This window comes from Streptomyces sp. NBC_01669 (genome assembly GCF_026339735.1).
Taxonomy (GTDB): Bacteria; Actinomycetota; Actinomycetes; order Streptomycetales; family Streptomycetaceae; genus Streptomyces; species Streptomyces yanii.
Genome location: NZ_JAPEQG010000001.1, coordinates 6,756,263 through 6,773,391, shown reverse-complemented (window position 1 = coordinate 6,773,391; position 17,129 = coordinate 6,756,263). Strand labels below are relative to the sequence as shown.

Below are 17,129 nucleotides of genomic sequence, written 5' to 3'. Positions count from 1 at the left end.
ACCAGCGGCTGGGTGGGTGGGGCGGCCGTCTCCTCTTTGAGGGGGCGGCCGCCTTTTGTTGTGGGTGCGGGGGGTCAGTTGCCTTGGACGAGGGGGATGAGGGCGGGGTGCTGGTGGGGGATGTGGGGGGTGTTCTGGGGGGTGAGGCCGAAGGTGGTGAAGGCGGTGCGTTGTGGGAGGGGGTAGGCGTTGGTCCGGGTGAGGTTGTTGAGGATGGTGGCGCTGCGCCAGGCGGCGAGTCCGAGGTCGGGGGCGCCGACGCCGTGGGTGTGGCGTTCGGCGTTCTGTACGTAGATGTTGCCGGTGACGGTGGGGTCGAGTTCGAGGCGGAACTGGTCGTCGATGCGGGGTCGTCCGGCGGCGTCGCGGCGGATGTGGGGGGTGAGGCCGGTGAGGAGGCGGTCGAGGGGGCGTTCGCGGTAGCCGGTGGCGAGGACGACGGCGTCGGTGGTGAGGCGGGTGCGGGTGTTCTGTTGGGTGTGTTCGAGGTGGAGTTCGACGCGGGTGTTGGCGAGGCGGCCGGCGGTGCGCACGTGGACGCCGGGGGTGAGGGTGGTGTCGGGCCAGCCGCCATGGAGGGTGCGTCGGTAGAGCTCGTCGTGGATGGCGGCGATGGTGTCGGCGTCGATGCCTTTGTGGAGTTGCCATTGGTGGGGGACGAGTTCGTCGCGTACGGATTCGGGGAGTGCGTGGAAGTAGCGGCTGTAGTCGGGGGTGAAGTGTTCGAGGCCGAGTTTTGAGTACTCCATGGGGGCGAAGGCGCCGGTGCGGGCGAGCCAGTGGAGTTTTTCGTGTCCGGCGGGGCGGGCGCGGAGGAGGTCGAGGAAGATTTCGGCGCCTGATTGGCCGGAGCCGATGACGGTGATGTGTTCGGCCTGGAGGAGTTGTTCGCGGTGGTGGAGGTAGTCGGCGGAGTGGATGACGGGGACGGATTCGGCTTGGGCGAGGGGTTGGAGGGGTTCGGGGACGAAGGGTTCGGTGCCGATGCCGAGGGCGATGTGGCGGGTGTAGGCGCGGCCCAGGGCTTCGGCTTCGCCGTCGGTGTCGAGTTGGGTGAAGTCGACTTCGTAGAGGGTTCGTTCGGCGTTCCAGCGGATGGCGTCGACTTGGTGGCTGAAGTGGAGTCCGGGGAGTTGGTCGGTGACCCAGCGGCAGTAGGCGTCGTATTCGGCGCGTTGGATGTGGAAGCGCTCGGCGAAGTAGAAGGGGAAGAGGCGGTCGCGGCTGCGTAGGTAGTTGAGGAAGGTCCAGGGGCTTGAGGGGTCCGCGAGGGTGACGAGGTCGGCGAGGAAGGGGACTTGGAGGCTGGAGCCGTCGATGAGGAGTCCGGGGTGCCAGTGGAAGGCGGGGCGTTGTTCGTAGAAGGTCGCGGCGAGGGGGTGGATGCCGTGGGCGAGGGCGGCGAGGGAGAGGTTGAAGGGGCCGATGCCGATGCCGACGAGGTCGTGTGGCTGGCCGGGGTCGGGGGTGGGTCGGTCGGTCATCGGGGTGGGTTGCCTTTCTGGACTGTGTGGGTGAGGTGGGTGATGAGGTCGAGGAGGGTTTGGAGGTCGTGACGGGTGGTGTGGGGGTTGAGGAGGGTGACTTTGAGCCAGAGGTGGTTGTCGGCGTGGGCGCGGCCGAGGACGGCTTGGCCGGTGGTGAGGAGGGTGCGGCGGACGGTGGCGACGGTGCGGTCGGTGGCGTTGGTGGGGCGGAAGAGGACGGTGGTGATGGTGGGTGGTTGGTAGAGGTCGAGGGTGGGTGTGTGGGTGATGAGGTCTGCGAGTTGGTGGGCGGTGTTGATGGTGTGGTCGATGAGGTCGGCGAGTCCGGTGCGGCCGAGGGCTTGGAGGGTGACGGCGATTTTGAGTGCGTCGGGTCGGCGGGTGGTGCGCAGTGAGCGGCCGAGGAGGTCGGGGAGGCCGGCTTGGGTGTCGTCGTGGGCGTTGAGGTAGGGGGCCTGGTGGTGGAGCGGGTGGAGGTGGTGGTGGTCGGGGACGGCGAGGATGCCGGCTGATGCGGGCTGCCAGCCGAGTTTGTGGAGGTCGAGGGTGACGCTGTGGGCGCGGTCGAGGCCGTGGATTTTGGTGCGGTGGGTGGGGCTGAAGAGGAGTGGTCCGCCGTAGGCGGCGTCGATGTGGAGTTCGGCGCCGTGGGTGGTGCAGAGGTCGGCGATGTCGTCGAGGGGGTCGATCTGGCCGGTGTCGGTGGTGCCTGCGGTGGCGGTTACGAAGAGGGCACGGTGGGGGCTGTGGAGCCGGGTGAGGGCTTCTTCGAGTGCCGTGAGGTCCATGACGCCGGTGGGGGCGGGGATGGTGTGGGGTTCGGGGAGGCCGAGGAGCCAGGCGGCGCGGGTGATGCTGTGGTGGGCGTTGGCGCCGGTGAGGGTCTGTACGGCGCCGTGGCGTTCGCGGGCGAGGAGGAGGGCGAGCTGGTTGGCTTCGGTGCCGCCGGTGGTGATGAGGGCGTCGGGGTGGGGTTGGTGGGGGTAGATCTCGGCGGCGAGTGCGGTGGTGGTGTCGGTTTCGAGGGTTGAGGCTGCGGGTGCTTGGTCCCAGGAGTCCATGGAGGGGTTGAGGGCGGAGGCGGCGAGGTCGGCGGCTGCGGCGAGTGCGAGGGGTGGGGTGTGGAGGTGGGCGGTGCAGTGGGGGTGTGCGGGGTCTGCGGCGCCTTGGGCGAGTGCGGTGATGAGGGTGCGGAGGGCGTGGTGGGGGCCGGTGCCGTGGTCGGGGATGAGGGGGTGGGTGGCGTGGTGTATGTGGTCGGTGACGGTGCGGGGTCCGCCGGCGGGTAGGGGGCCGTGGCGTTGTTGGGCTCCGTCGTGGAGTGCGGTGAGGACGGTGTCGAGGAGGGGGCGTAGGGCGGCGGGGCCGGTGGTGCCTCCGGCGAGGGGCGGGGTGGACATGGTGGTGGGGTCCTTCGGGCGCGCGTGGGTGGACGTGTCAGCTTGTCCGGGTTTCTGGTGTCGCGGCCGGTGAGCTGGGTGATCTGAACTCGAAAGGGGGACGGGTGGTGGCTGTGGGGGTGGTGGTGGGGGGCGGTGGTGGTATGGGTGTGCCCGGCTTCCCCTCGGTGGTGAGGGTGGGCCGGGCACGGGTGGTGCGGTGTGTGGTTGTGGGGGTGGTGCGGGGTTGCGGGGTCAGTGGGCGTTGCGTACGGCGAGGGCGCGGCGGAGGTCGTCGATCTGGTCGGCGAGCTTGCGGCGCAGTGCGGGGATGAGGGTGTTGCCGTCCAGTGCTTGTTCGCCGAGGTGGAGGTTGTCGGCGGTGATCGCGTAGGTGGGGAAGGCGTGGCGTCCGGCGGCTTCGGCGATGGCGGGGCCTCGGCGGGTGGCGAGTTGGGTGGCGTCCGGGTAGTAGCGGGGGACGTAGTCGCTGGTGAGGTCGGTCTGTTCGGCTTGCCAGAAGCCTTGTGCGGTGGCGTTGAAGAGGTAGTTGGAGAGGGTGTCGTCGTTGAACAGGGCGTCCCAGGCGGCGGCTTTGGCTTCGGGGGTGGGGAGGGCGGCGCGGCAGCGGGCGGCGCCTTCCTGTCCGGTGGCGCTGGGGTCGTTCTCGAGTTCGGTGGCGATGGTGCTTTCGTCGATGGCGCCGAGGGTGGCGAGGCGGGTGAGGATGCGCCAGCGGAGTTCGGGGTCGAGTTCGGGTCCGCCGGGAACGGTGCCGTCGGTGAGCCAGGTCTGGATGGTGTCGGGTTGGGTGGCGGCGTCGATGAGGTGGCGTACGGCGGTGAGTCGGAGGCCGGGGCTGGTGCCGTCTTCTGTGCGGCGGATGAGGTCGCGGCAGAGGGAGGTGAGGGTGGCGAGGGCTGCGGGGCGGTTTTCGGGGGTGACGTAGCGTGCGGCGATCTGGGTGCCGGCGAAGCCCAGGACGCCTTGGAGGAGGGCGAGGTCGGTTTCGTACGGGAGGTGGGTGCGGGCGGTTTCGAGGTAGGTGGCGGGGTCGAGTTCGCCGTCGCGGACCATGTCGCGGGCGCTGTTCCAGATGACGGCTCGGGTGAGGGCGTCGGGGATGCCGGAGAGGCTGCGTACGACGGTGTTCCAGGAGGATGCGTCGGGGCGGATCTTGGCGTAGGTGAGGTCGCCGTCGTTGAGGACGAGAAGGGCGGGGCGGCGGCCGGGGCGGGTGGTGGGGGTGCCGTCCTGGGGGATGTCGAGTTCGAAGCGGTCGCGGAGGACGAGCTGGTCGGGGCCCGGCTGGGTGTCGAGGGTGTGGTCGTAGGCGCCGACGGCGATGCGGTGGGGGCGGGTGCCGTGGTGGTCGACGGTGAGGGACCAGGTGGTGTCGGCTTCTTCGACGTGGGGGGTGAGGGTGTCGACGCCGGTGGTGCGGAGCCATTGGTCTGCCCAGGCGTGGACGTCGCGGTCGGTGGCGGAGGCGAGGTTGTCGATGAAGTCGGCGAGGGTGGCGTTGCCGAATTTGTGGCGGGCGAAATGGGTGTTGATGCCGGCCAGGAAGTCCTTTTCGCCGAGCCAGGTGACGAGCTGGCGGAGGGCGGATGCGCCCTTGGCGTAGGAGATGCCGTCGAAGTTGAGCATCGCGGATGCGGTGTCGGGGACGGCGGCGGGGTCGGGGGCGACGGGGTGGGTGGTGGGACGCTGGTCGGCGTCGTATCCCCAGCCCTTGCGGGCGACGCCGAAGTCGACCCAGGTGTCGGTGAAGCGGGTGGCTTCGGCGAGGGTCTGGTAGCCCATGTATTCGGCGAATGACTCGTTGAGCCAGATGTCGTCCCACCAGGCGAGGGTGACGAGGTCGCCGAACCACATGTGGGCCATTTCGTGGGCGATGACCATGCCGCGGGTCTGGCGTTCGGTGTCGGTGACGGCGGAGCGGTAGATGAATTCGTCGCGGAAGGTGACGAGTCCGGGGTTCTCCATGGCGCCGGCGTTGAATTCGGGGACGAATGCCTGGTCGTAGGAGTCGAAGGGGTAGGGCTCGTCGAATTTTTCGTGGAAGCGGTCGAAGCAGGCGCGGGTGATGTCGAGGATTTCGTCGGCGTCGGCGTCGAGGTGGGGGGCGAGGGAGCGGCGGCAGTGTATGCCGAAGGGCAGTCCGGCGTGCTCGGTGGTGACGGAGTGCCAGGGTCCGGCGGCGACGGCGACGAGGTAGGTGGAGATCAGTGGGGTGGGGGCGATGGTCCACTGGCCGTTGCCGGTGTGTTCGGCGATGCCGTTGCCGAGGACGGTCGAGTTTTCGGGGGCGGTGACGGTGAGGGCGAAGACGGACTTGAGGTCGGGCTGGTCGAATGCGGCGAAGACGCGTTGGACGTCTTCCATGAAGAGCTGGGTGTAGACGTAGGTTTCGCCGTCGGTGGGGTCGGTGAAGCGGTGCATGCCTTCGCCGGTGCGGGAGTAGCGCATGGCGGCGTCGATGCGGAGTTCGTGTGCGCCGGGGGTGAGTGCGGTGAGGGGGAACCGGTTCTCGGTGAGGTCGGCTGGGTCGAGGGGCTGTCCGTCGAGGGTGATGGAGCGCAGGGTGGCGGGCTTGAGCTCGACGAAGGTGTCTCCGGCCGCGAGTGCGGTGAATTGGATGACGGTGCGGGAGTCGAAGGTGTCGTCTCCCGTGGTCAGATCGAGGTCGATCGTGTACTTGTCCACGTCGAGGAACTGGGCTCGGGTCTGCGCTTCGTCGCGCGTCAGTACGGACATGGATCCACTCTGCCGCATGGGATGGGGGGTGCACAGGTGGGTTCTCGCAGGGCTGAGCCGGTGCGTGTGCGCGGGGTGCGTACGCGGGGCGGGGTCGGCGGGGCGGTTCCACGCGGCGGGTCCGCGGGGTCAGTGTCCTGGGGTGGTCTCCGGCGGGATGGGGTCGGCGCGCCGGTGGTGGAGGAGGACGACTCCGTTGCCGAAGGTGCGGGTCCCGGCGAGGCGGAGGCCGGCTCTGGTGTCGGATGCCTGGAACAGGGGTTTGCCGCGTCCGATGAGTACGGGGTGGACGTAGATCCGGTATTCGTCGATCAGGTCGTGCTGTCGGAAGGCCGCTGCGAGATCGGCGCCGCCGAGGGCCAGGTCGCCGCCGGGCTGTGCGGTGAGTGCCCGGATCTGTTCGGGGTCGACCTCGCGTAGGACGGTGGTGTTCCAGTCGGTGGTTTCCAGGGTCCGGGAGAACACGGTTTTGGGCATGTCCCGCCAGATTCGGGCGTAGTCCGCGACGGGTCCGGCGTTGGCGGGGTCGGCGTCGGCGGTGGGCCAGAAGTCCGCCATGAGCTCGTGGGTGACGCGTCCGGTGAGGAAGCCGCCCATGGTGCTGAGCTCTTCGTTGAAGTGGTGGTGCAGTTCGTCGTCGACGAGGTGCCAGCCGATGTCGCGGTCAGGTCCCTCGATGAATCCGTCGAGGGACACCGACGTCATCAGGATGATCTTCCTCGTCGCCTGTGTGCGGGATTCGGTCACGGGCCGGACGATACGCCCGCCCTGTGGGCATGGGTCCGTGTCAGGAGGATCTGACCGAAATCTACCCTTTCCGATCACGGTCGGGCTCCGGTCGGCGGCCGGGCACGGGTACGCGGCTCCTTCTCGGTCGTCGTCGCTGCCTCCGCGAACGGATCCGCGGGGGCTCCGCCGACGGGGCCGCGGCGGGGGCGGCAGGGGCGGTGGGGTCAGCGCGCCGGGCGTACAGGTCTGCCGGCCATGGGAACCTCCTTCGGCCGGACGGTCTCCTCCGGGAGGGTGCGCCGGGTCCGGACCGGGGACAGGTACACCGGCAGGAAGGCCCCGCCGGACGGCTGGTTCCGCACTGGCGACCTCGGCGTCGTGCACCCGGACGGGTACATCGAACTGCACGACCGCAGCAAGGACGTGATCATCTCTGGCGGAGAGAACGTTGCGTCGGTCGAGGTCGAGCGGGTCATCGCCGACCGTCCGGCCGTCTCGGAGGTCGCGGTCATCGCGGTACCCGACGAGCGCTGGGGGGAGGTGCCTGCCGGGTATGTGAGCTTGCTGGGCGGCGTCGGGGTCACCGAGGCCGAGATCATCGAGTTCGTCCGGGTCCGGCCGGCCCGCTTCAAGGCGCCCAAGCACGTGGTGTTCGGGGAGCTGCCCAAGACCTCCACCGGCAAGATCCAGAAGTTCGTCCTGCGCGACCGGGCGTGGGCCGGGGCTGAACGCAGGATTCAGTAGCGCTCCGGTCGGCCCCACTTTCAAGGCGCGGTACGTCGCGGGGCCCGCCTCACCCCCGGGTTCCGGCCGCGTATCGAAGCGTCAGGCCGGTGAGAAGATGTGGTTGCTGATCAGCCGGGCGGCGCCGACGACGCCGGCTACCTGGCCGAGTTCGCCGAGCACGATCGGCAGGTTGCCGGTCGCCAACGGCAGGGACTGTCCGTAGACCTGGGTGCGGATGCTCGCCAGGAGGTTGTGGCCCAGTCCGGTGAGCCCTCCTCCGATGACCACCAGGCCGGGGTTGAAGAAGCTGACCAGGCCGGCGATGACCTGACCGGTACGGTTGCCTCCCCAGCGGATCAGATCCAGGGCCGCGGCGTCCCCGGCGCCCGCGGCGGCCGACACGTCCTCGGGGGTCAGCCTCCCGGCCGATGCGAGCCGTCCGGCCAGCTCCGTCGAGCGGCCGGACTGGGCGAACGCGGTCGCGTCGCGTACGAGGGCGTTCCCGCCGAAGTAGGCCTCCAGGCAACCGGTGTTGCCGCAGGCGCACCGCGGCCCGTCCGGGTCCACCTGGATGTGGCCGATGTCGCCGGCACTGCCGGTGATACCGCGGTGGACCTCGCCGCCGACGACGATGCCGCAGCCGATGCCGGTGCCGAGCTTCACGCACAAGAAGTCACGTACGGACCGGGCGACACCGGCCTGCTGCTCGCCCAGGGCCATCAGGTTCACATCGTTGTCGACGAGGACGGGGCACCCGAGCTCCTGGCTCATCGCCTCGCGGACGGGGAAGCCGTTCCACCCGGGCATGATCGGCGGCGCGACGGGGACACCCTCCGGGAACCGGACAGGTCCCGGCACGCCGATCCCGGCACCGTCGAAGTGTTCCGCCGACGTCGCCTCGCGCAGCTTGCCGACCAACGCCAGCACCCGCTCGAAGACCGCGACCGGGCCGTCGCGCACGTCCAGCGGCTCGGCCACGTGGCCGAGGACCTCCAACTCGGCGTTGGTGACCGCGACATCCACGGAGGTGGCGCCGATGTCCACGCCGAGAAACCGCAGCGACGGGGCAACCCGGACGTTGTGCGAGCGGCGGCCGCCGCGGGAGGCGGCGAGGCCGTCCGGGACGACCAGACCGGTTTCCAGCAGCCGGTCGATCTCGAACGCGAGCTTGGAGCGCGACAGCTCGACCAGGTCCCCCAGGGCGACCCGGGACTGCGGGCCGAGGTCGCGCAGGAGTCGGAGCAGCCGGGCCTGATGCATATTGGCCGGTCGAACCGTCGTACTCCTCACGCCGCCCCCGTCGTGGTCAGAGCCGTTCGCATGCCCGGTGCTTGGGGGCGCGACTTCTACCGGACCGTAGCACCGTGACCTCGACGGCAAAAGAAACTTGTGCAGAGTTACAGGACTTTCATCAGCAGATGGACAAAGCCGGTTCGAAGCAGCACAGTCTCGTTGCCGCCCAGACTCTTGCACAGGCGGCCAGGCCCGATGGGGTGGAGCCGTCCAGCTCTCCACCCCATCGGTTTTGGTGCGCTGGACCGCTGCCGGCCGAGGCACACGACTCAGGCGGCGTCACGGCCCAGCCGTGACTCAGCGACCGGCAAGACTGTGGTTCGGCATGCCGACGTCGGACTGGCCGGCCGCCTTCTTGATCAGGGCGGCCTCCCGCTGGTCGAGGACTCCCTCCTTCCGCAGCGTCGTGACGATCTCCCCGACGTGGGAGACGAACGCGCCGTGGTTCTTCCAGGCCCGGTGATCCTCGATCAGCTCGTTGACCGTGCAGCCGTTGGTCGTGACGCGGTTCGGGACACCGGTGTTGATCGAGCCGGTGAACACGGTGGAGCGGTCGTCCGTTTCAGGACAGTCGGTCGGCGGCTTGCTGTCGACGATGGTGAGGGACAGCGACTGCGGCGTGGAGGTGTTGCCGGCCTTGTCGCTGGCCCGGTAGAGCAAGGTGTGGCTCCCGGCTCTGTCGATCGCCACCGGGGCGGAGTACTGCAGGTAGGAGCCGCCGTCGAGGGAGTACTCGATCCTGGCCACACCCGACTCCGCGTCCGAAGCCGTCACCGTCACCGTCGCACTGCCGACGTAGTCACCGGAGTCGTTCTTCGTGCCGGATACGGAGGCCGACACCTGCGGCGGCGTCCTGTCCTCGGGCGGAGCCGCCACGACGGTGAACTCCACCGACTGCGCCGGCGAGGTGTTGCCCGCCTTGTCCGTCGCTCGGTAGGTCAGCGTGTGCCGGCCCACACTGTTCACCGCAACTGGCGCCGCGTAGTTGCGGTACGACGCGCCGTCGAGCGAGTACTCGATCCCGGCCACGCCCGACTCGGCGTCGGAAGCAGTCACTGTGACCGTCGCGCTGGACACGTAATTCCCGGCGGAGTCCTTGGTTCCGGACACCGTCGCGGAGGTGTCGGGTGGCGTGGTGTCCTTCGGCGGCTCGGGTGCCACGACAGTGAACTCCACCGATTTCACCGGCGAGATGTTGCCCGCCTTGTCCGTCGCTCGGTAGGTCAGCGTGTGCCGGCCCACACTGTTCACCGCAACTGGCGCCGCGTAGTTGCGGTACGACGCGCCGTCGAGCGAGTACTCGATCCCGGCCACGCCCGACTCGGCGTCGGAAGCAGTCACTGTGACCGTCGCGCTGGACACGTAATTCCCGGCGGAGTCCTTGGTTCCGGACACCGTCGCGGAGGTGTCGGGTGGCGTGGTGTCCTTCGGCGGCTCGGGTGCCACGACAGTGAACTCCACCGATTTCACCGGCGAGATGTTGCCCGCCTTGTCCGTCGCTCGGTAGCTCAGCGTGTGCCGACCCACACTGTTCACCGCAACTGGCGCCGCGTAGTTGCCGTACGACGCGCCGTCGAGCGAGTACTCGATCCCGGCCACACCCGACTCGGCATCGGAAGCAGTCACTGCGACCGTCGCGCTGGACACGTAATTCCCGGCGGAGTCCTTGGTTCCGGACACCGTCGCGGAGGTGTCGGGTGGCGTGGTGTCCTTCGGCGGCTCGGGTGCCACGACAGTGAACTCCACCGATTTCACCGGCGAGATGTTGCCCGCCTTGTCCGTCGCTCGGTAGCTCAGCGTGTGCCGACCCACACTGTTCACCGCAACTGGCGCCGCGTAGTTGCCGTACGACGCGCCGTCGAGCGAGTACTCGATCCCGGCCACACCGGACTCCGCGTCCGAAGCGGTCAGCGTCACGTTCGCGCTGCCGACGTAGTTCCCGGCGGAGTCCTTCGTCCCCGACACCGTCGCTGACGTGTCCGGCGCAGTGGTGTCGTCGCCGGGCGCGGCGGTGACAATGAGCTCACCCGTCATCATCTGGTGGCCCGGCATCGCGCAGAAGTAGCGGTAGACGCCAGGCGTGAGGGTGACTTCGGCCGTGTGCCTGCCTCCCTGGGAGTCGAAGGGGCTCGCCAGGATGTTGAGGCTGACGTCGTTGTTGTAGTCGGTGTTCGAGACGTCGAACGTCAGGGTGTGCGTCAACCCCGTCGTGTTGCCGGTCGCCGCGCTGCTCTCGAACACAATGGTCGCCTTGCCCGCCACCGCGGTGGTGGGGGCTGACGTGTACTTCATGTAATCGTCGCCGGCCGTCCAGGTGAGCACCTGGGTCGCTGCGGGCTCCTCAGCGCGGTTCACCGCCGCGTACGCGGCCGGAACGGCCAATGCGAAAGCTGTGAAGACAACGGCCATCAGCGCCATCAGCATCGGATGCTCGCTGAATCGGTCACGTAGCGCGGATCTTGAGGGGGGCGGATCCGTTTGGGCATGGAGCAGTCTTCTGAACACCGCTGCACCTTCCGGGAATTCGCTTGTGCGGCACCGCGCAGGACTCGCGGTCCCGCCGGGTGGACGATCAGCCGCCGGGATGAGCGCGTTCGAGACGCGAGTACTCCGCTCACCGGACCGGCGCCCTGGACGGAACGGGGCGAGTGCCGCGCTTCGGTTGATCGCCCGCGCGCGACGACGGCGGGGGCCGCCGTCACTCACGCACAGGCGGCATCCGCCCCTGTCGCTGCGAGGCCGCTGGCACCGCGAACCCGAGGGCGGGGTTCACGCAACCTCTTTCAATGCGGCAACGAGGGGAAGTTAGCGGGTCTTTTGACTATCCGCCAAGACCTATGACAAGAATCCAACCAACTTTGACCTGAGTCTGGAAAAACTGGATGCGTGCTCGCTACGGTGTCCAGGTCCCGAGGCGAATCCCCTTCGCCCAGCCGAACCGATCCCGGCCGTAGCCGGCACAGCGAGCCAAGCCGGACCGCTTCCACCGGGGTCCGGCCAAGTCGGACCGTCTCCACCGGAGTTCGGTCCGGCGACCGCCCCGCCTGTCTCGCGGGGCCGAACGCCCGGCGCACCACCGCGTACCGCCGTGACGGGACAGCTGCCGTCGGCGGCGACTCACACCACGACCACGAGACGCCTTCGGGCACCTTCGCGTTTCGAGGATTGGAGAGCGATGACCGACTCAGGCGCAGGCACGAGACGCTTCTTCTCCCGGCGAGCGTTCGCCACCGGCGCGGCCGCCGCGGCGGTCGTTCCCACGGTGCTCGGCGCCTCCGCCGCCGCGCCGAAGGACAAGCCCGGTGAAGGAAGCGGTCAAGGAAACGACAAGGGCACCGTCCGTGAGCTGACGCTGTACATGGAGAAGTTGCCGAACGGGGAGATGGGCTACGGCCTGGAGCCCGGTAAGGCGTCGATTCCCGGCCCGCTCATCGAGCTGACCGAGGGCGACACGATGCGCATCCAGGTCGTCAACAACCTGGACGTCGCCGCGAGTCTGCACGTGCACGGTGTGGACTACGACGTCGCCAGCGACGGCACCAAGATGAATGACAGCGTTGTCGAGCCGGGCGGCCGACGGACCTACGTCTGGCGCACCCACGCCCCGGGGCCGAATCGCGACGGGACGTGGGAGGCCGGCAGCGCGGGCTACTGGCACTATCACGATCACAACGTGGGGACCGAACACGGCACGGGCGGCCTCAAGAAGGGCCTGTACGGCCCCGTGATCGTGCGCCGCAAGGGCGACGTGCTGCCCGACAAGCAGTTCACGGTCGTGTTCAACGACATGACGATCAACAACAAGGCCCACCACGACACCCCCACCTTCACGGCCGTCCGCGGCGAGCGGGTGGAGTTCATCGTCATCACCCACGGGGATTTCTTCCACACCTTCCATGTGCACGGCCACCGCTGGGCGGACAACCGCACCGGGATCCTGCAGGGTCCGCAGGACGTGAGCCGGGTCATCGACACCAAGACCGTCGGCCCCGCGGACTCCTTCGGGTTCCAGGTGATCGCGGGTGCCCGGGTCGGCGCAGGTGCCTGGATGTACCACTGCCACGTCCAGAGCCACGCGGACATGGGCATGGCCGGGATCTTCCTCGTGACCGAGGCCGACGGCTCGGTCCCCGGCGGCATGCCCCACCACTAGAAGGCAGCGGCGGGGTCCTGATAGGGGCTCCGCCCCCGAAGCCACGCCCGTCAGGCCTGCCTGACGGCCTGACGGGCGTGTACCAACCTGCCGCCGGTCGGTCCTCGCCCGCCAGGACCGGAGGCGAACCTGGCCTCCCTGCTCCGGCACCCTGTCCTTCCCGGGCAGCGTGACCGCCCACCGAAAGCCGTCGCGCCCGGCGCATGCCGGGCGGGGCACCTGCGGCAGCCCTCGCTCCATCCCCTGATCACTCTTCCGTTTCCGGATCGAGTCAAGGAGCACACATGGGCAAGAGAGACCGGTTCGCACTGTCGAGACGAAGCGGATCACCGCCGTCGCGTCCTGCGCGGACCTCTCGTCACGCGTGGCCCTGGCGCCGCGCGGTCGTTCTGCTGTCCAGCGCCGCACTGACCGTGGGGCTGTCCACGCTGCCTTCCGTGCAGGCACAGGCGCAGCCGCCCGTCGAAAGCGCCAGCCAGGACCAGGGCGCCGCCACCGAAACCCAGGTGAACGTCCTGGTCTTCCACGGACCGGCCGCCAAGCAGGACGACCCGGTCAACAAGGCCACGGCGGCGATCGAGAACCTCGGCGAGAAGAACGGGTTCAAGGTCGTCGAGTCCGAGGACGCGAGCGTGTTCAACACCGCCGACCTCGCCAAGTACCGAGGGGTGGTGTTCCTGTCGGCCGACGGCGTGACGCTCAACGCCGAGCAGGAAGCCGCGTTCCAGTCGTACATCAACAACGGCGGCGGCTTCGTCGGCGTCCACGACGCCGCCCGGGCCCAGTCCGACTCCTCCTGGTTCACCGGGCTGATCGGCACCCGCCCGGCCCTGGGCCTCCCCGACCCCGAGAAGGTCGTCGAGAGCGCGGCCAACGGGGAAAATCCGCCGAACGAGACCAAGGACAAGCTGTTCGACGGCAAGAACGACACCAAGTGGCTGGCCCGTACGCCGACCGGCTGGGTCACCATGAAGCTGGACAAGCCCGTCGCGGTGGTCAACTACGCGTTGACCTCCGCCAACGACTCCTCGGGACGGGACCCGAAGGACTGGAAGCTGCAGGGCTCGGAGGACGGCGAGACCTGGAAGACCCTGGACACCCGGACCGGCGAGACCTTCTCGTCGCGGTTCCAGACCAGGCAGTTCCAGTTCACCAACAGCACGGCCTACCAGCACTACCGGCTGGACATCACCGCCAACAGCGGTGAGCCGCTGACCCAGCTGGCCGAGCTGCGGCTCTTCAGCGCCAAGCCGACGCCCCCGCAGGACTCCAAGGTCCAGCAGTCCGTCGTTGACGTGACGGACCGTCAGCATCCCGCCAACAAGGGACTTCCGCTCAACTGGACCCGCTCCGACCAGTGGATCAACTGGGACCCCAACCCGATCGGCAAGGTCCACACCATTGCCCAGGTCGAGGAGGAAAAGTACAAGCCGGGGCTCAGCGCCAACGGCCCGTTCCACCCGATCTCGTGGTGCCGGGACTACGAGGGCGGCCGGTCCTTCTACACCGGCATGGGCCGCACCGAGGAGAGCTACACCACCGACACGAAGTTCCAGAGCCACCTCCTCGGCGCCATCCAGTGGACCACCGGCATGGTCCGCGGCGACTGCCAGGCGACCATCGCGTCCAACTACAAGACCGAGCGGCTGACCGCCCAGAACCAGGCGGGGAAGCTCGACCAGATCGGTGAGCCGCACGGCCTCACCATGGCCCCCGACGGCAAGGCCTTCTACATCGGCAAGGCCGCCTGCCCGTCCGGCCCGATCAGTTCCTGGAACGACCCCAAGGTCGGCCTGGGCTGCGGCACCATCCACCAGTGGGACTCCAAGACCAAACAGGTCAAGCTGCTCACCACACTCGACGTGATGGGCAACCGGGGCAGCGGTGACGAACTGGTCAAGAACGAGGAAGGCCTCGTCGGCATCGCCCTCGACCCGAAGTTCGAGAAGAACGGGTGGATCTACATCTACTGGATGCCGCACGAGTCGATCGACCGCGACAAGCGGATCGGCCAGCGGACGGTCTCCCGGCTGACCTACGACTTCGCGACCGAGTCCATCGACCAGTCCACCCGCAAGGACCTGCTGCACTGGGACACCCAGATCCACAGCTGCTGCCACGCCGGCGGCGGCATGTCCTTCGACAAGGACGGCAACCTCTACATCGGCTCCGGTGACAGCAACTCCTCCGGCGGCTCCAGCGGCTACTCCGGGAACAACTGGACCCAGGACTACAAGGGTGTCTCCTTCCAGGACGCCCGCCGCACCGCCGGCAACACCAACGACCTCAACGGCAAGATCATCCGCATCCACCCCGAGGCCGACGGCACCTACACCATCCCCAAGGGCAACCTCTTCGCGCCGGGCACGGCCAAGACCCGTCCCGAGATCTATGTGATGGGTGTCCGCAACATCGCACGACTCTCCGTCGACCCGGTGCACAACTGGCTGAACGCCGGCTGGGTCGGGCCGGACGCGGGAACGCCGAGCCCCGAGCTGGGCCCGGCCAAGTACGAGACGGCCACGATCATCACCTCCGCGGGCAACCAGGGCTGGCCGTACTGCATGGGCAACCGGCAGCCGTACCGTGACCGCAGCAACACCGACGCCAGTGTCCTCACCGGCTGGTACGACTGCGACCACCTCAAGAACGAGTCGCCGCGCAACACCGGCCTGGTGGACATCCCGCCGGCCCGCGACAACATGATCTGGTACTCACCCCAGGGCGGCGGCCCCGTCTTCCCCAAGCGCTCCGACGGCAGCGGTGTCCCGAGCTACGTCGACAGCGAGGCCACCTACACCCAGCCGTACCTCAAGGGCGGCGGCCAGGCCATCATGTCCGGTCCGACCTACCACCGCTCCCAGGTGGACACCAAGAGCGGTGTCGCCTGGCCGGCGTACTGGGAGGACAAGTGGTTCATCGGTGACGAGTCCAACTCCAACAACCGGGTCGCGGTGACCGTCGACCCCGACCGGGTCAAGGACGCGGGCGCGCCGGCCTTCGGCGAGGACCTGCGCAGCATCATCGCGCCCGGAAGCGGCTCCACCCAGCTGCAGAGCTGGATGGACGCCAAGTTCGGCCCCGACGGTGCGCTGTACATGCTCGACTACGCGGGCGGTTTCTTCAGCCTGCACTCCAACCAGAAGCTCATCCGCATCACCTACCAGGGTGGCCCGGCCACCCCGAAGCCGCAGGACGCCGGAGCACGGGTGGTCACCCAGAGCAAGCCCAAGACGGTGGCGTTCTCCGGTGCCAAGGTCGGCGGTGTGGCCTGGGAGTGGGACTTCGGTGACGGCAGCGCGCCGTCGCACGAGGCCAACCCCACGCACACCTACGCCGACTACGGCACGTACCAAGCGAAGCTGACGGTCACCTACGCCGACGGCGAGAAGGCCACCGCGACGTTCGACGTCAAGGCCGGCTGCCCCGCGCCCGACGCCCGTCCGACCGTCAAGCTGCTCGACACCGACACCGGCGTGGCCAACCACCGCGCGGGCGGCGGCTGCACCGTCAATGACCTGATCGACGACGAGGCGTCCTGGCCGAACCACGGCGAGTTCGTCAGCCATGTCAACGGCGTGGTCAACAGCCTCCGCAAGGAGGACGTCCTCGACAACCGCGAGTCGGCGGCGATCAGCAAGGCGGCGGCGCAGAGCGAGATCGGCAAGATCGCCGGGTACCGGCCCCTCTTCGACGGGACCGCGGCGAGCCTCGCCGACTGGCGGCAGGCCGGCCCCGGGAAATTCTCCCTCCAGCCCGACGGCACCATCCGCAGCTCAGGTGGCCTGGGCATGCTGTGGTACGCCAAGCAGGAGCTCGGAGACTTCTCGGTCAGGCTCCAGTTCCGGGACATGGCTCCGGGTACCGGCAACGCCAACAGCGGTGTCTTCATCCGGTTCCCGGATCCGCGGACGCCGCTGGCCGACCGCCCGGCCGGCAGTTGCGGGACGGTCGGTTCGGCTCGCACCGCCCCCGAGTGGCTCGCGATCTACTGCGGTCAGGAGATCCAGATCTACGACGGGGCCACGGGCGAGGTCCAGAAGACCGGCTCGGTGTACAACTTCAAGCCGGTGGGCCTGGACAAGGCGGGGGTGACTCCGAAGGGCCAGTGGAACGACTACGAGATCCGCGCGGTCGGGCAGCACTACACGATCATCCGCAACGGTGTGGTGATCAACGAGTTCGACAACACGCCCGGCAAGTCGTCGTCCCGGGCGGGTGACCCGCCCACGGACCTGCGTCAGTTCCTCAGCGGGTACGTGGGGTTGCAGAACCACAGCAACAACGACCTGATCGACTTCCGCAACATCCGGGTGCGGAACCTGTAGTCGCGAGCGGTCAACCCGAAGCGTGACTCCGGGGGCCTACCCCCTCGGACACTCGCTGCAGCGGCACGGAAGCGAGGGTCGCGGCCTTGAGGTCGCGGCCCTCGCTGCGTGCTCGTACCTGACTGATGTTCGCCAGGGCTTCGTGGAGTGGGTGATCTTCGTGAACGTCGCCGGCTCAGGACGTGATGGAGGCCCGTAAGTGCCGCTACAGCAATGACGGCCCCGAACCCGCGGGGACGGGGCGCGCGGGCTCGGCCCGCCGTACGGCGCAGGG

General features: G+C 68.7%; 9 protein-coding genes. 3 read left to right on the top strand and 6 right to left on the bottom strand.

Features of this window, described 5'->3' with window-relative positions; genetic code table 11:
* Window positions 1-74 precede the first annotated feature (74 nt).
* From OG972_RS30300 to OG972_RS30285, 4 genes are all read right to left on the bottom strand, one after another.
* Window positions 75-1,484, bottom strand: coding sequence for a lysine N(6)-hydroxylase/L-ornithine N(5)-oxygenase family protein (locus tag OG972_RS30300; protein ID WP_266986815.1), 1,410 nt, complete (start codon window positions 1,482-1,484; stop codon window positions 75-77).
* Window positions 1,481-2,887 (bottom strand): aminotransferase class V-fold PLP-dependent enzyme, encoded by a 1,407-nt coding sequence (locus OG972_RS30295; protein ID WP_266986813.1) that lies wholly within the window; start codon window positions 2,885-2,887, stop codon window positions 1,481-1,483. The genes OG972_RS30300 and OG972_RS30295 overlap by 4 nt, the downstream gene beginning before the upstream one ends.
* A gap of 234 nt (window positions 2,888-3,121) precedes the next feature.
* Complete coding sequence (pepN, locus tag OG972_RS30290; RefSeq protein WP_266986811.1) at window positions 3,122-5,626, bottom strand: aminopeptidase N; 2,505 nt, start codon at window positions 5,624-5,626, stop codon at window positions 3,122-3,124.
* 129 nt (window positions 5,627-5,755) lie between these two features.
* Window positions 5,756-6,373, bottom strand: a complete 618-nt coding sequence (locus OG972_RS30285; protein WP_266986809.1) for a dihydrofolate reductase family protein — start codon at window positions 6,371-6,373, stop codon at window positions 5,756-5,758.
* A 237-nt stretch (window positions 6,374-6,610) separates the two neighbouring features.
* On the opposite strand from OG972_RS30285, the gene OG972_RS30280 reads away from it, so the two are divergent.
* Window positions 6,611-7,099, top strand: a complete 489-nt coding sequence (locus OG972_RS30280) for an AMP-binding protein (protein ID WP_266986807.1) — start codon at window positions 6,611-6,613, stop codon at window positions 7,097-7,099.
* An 81-nt stretch (window positions 7,100-7,180) separates the two neighbouring features.
* Here OG972_RS30280 and OG972_RS30275 read toward each other — a convergent pair whose 3' ends face one another.
* On the bottom strand, window positions 7,181-8,341 hold the full coding sequence (locus OG972_RS30275; RefSeq protein WP_266986805.1) for an ROK family protein: 1,161 nt from the start codon (window positions 8,339-8,341) through the stop codon (window positions 7,181-7,183).
* A gap of 330 nt (window positions 8,342-8,671) precedes the next feature.
* Complete coding sequence (locus tag OG972_RS30270) at window positions 8,672-10,783, bottom strand: hypothetical protein (protein WP_266986803.1); 2,112 nt, start codon at window positions 10,781-10,783, stop codon at window positions 8,672-8,674.
* A 766-nt stretch (window positions 10,784-11,549) separates the two neighbouring features.
* Here OG972_RS30270 and OG972_RS30265 point away from each other — a divergent pair.
* The gene (locus tag OG972_RS30265) at window positions 11,550-12,527 is read left to right on the top strand and encodes a multicopper oxidase domain-containing protein (protein ID WP_266986801.1); all 978 of its coding nucleotides are present in this window, start codon (window positions 11,550-11,552) and stop codon (window positions 12,525-12,527) included.
* Between the two features lie 284 nt (window positions 12,528-12,811).
* Complete coding sequence (locus OG972_RS30260) at window positions 12,812-16,855, top strand: ThuA domain-containing protein (protein WP_323135907.1); 4,044 nt, start codon at window positions 12,812-12,814, stop codon at window positions 16,853-16,855.
* The last annotated feature ends 274 nt before the right edge of the window (window positions 16,856-17,129 follow it).

What these genes read in the sequence shown, in the direction of transcription:
- OG972_RS30260 (WP_323135907.1), top strand. Translation starts at nt 12,812, where the DNA reads ATGGGCAAGAGAGACCGGTTCGCACTGTCGAGACGAAGCGGATCACCG.
- OG972_RS30295 (WP_266986813.1), bottom strand. Translation starts at nt 2,887, where the DNA reads ATGTCCACCCCGCCCCTCGCCGGAGGCACCACCGGCCCCGCCGCCCTA.
- OG972_RS30275 (WP_266986805.1), bottom strand. Translation starts at nt 8,341, where the DNA reads ATGCATCAGGCCCGGCTGCTCCGACTCCTGCGCGACCTCGGCCCGCAG.
- OG972_RS30265 (WP_266986801.1), top strand. Translation starts at nt 11,550, where the DNA reads ATGACCGACTCAGGCGCAGGCACGAGACGCTTCTTCTCCCGGCGAGCG.
- OG972_RS30300 (WP_266986815.1), bottom strand. Translation starts at nt 1,484, where the DNA reads ATGACCGACCGACCCACCCCCGACCCCGGCCAGCCACACGACCTCGTC.
- OG972_RS30280 (WP_266986807.1), top strand. Translation starts at nt 6,611, where the DNA reads ATGGGAACCTCCTTCGGCCGGACGGTCTCCTCCGGGAGGGTGCGCCGG.
- pepN (WP_266986811.1), bottom strand. Translation starts at nt 5,626, where the DNA reads ATGTCCGTACTGACGCGCGACGAAGCGCAGACCCGAGCCCAGTTCCTC.
- OG972_RS30270 (WP_266986803.1), bottom strand. Translation starts at nt 10,783, where the DNA reads ATGGCCGTTGTCTTCACAGCTTTCGCATTGGCCGTTCCGGCCGCGTAC.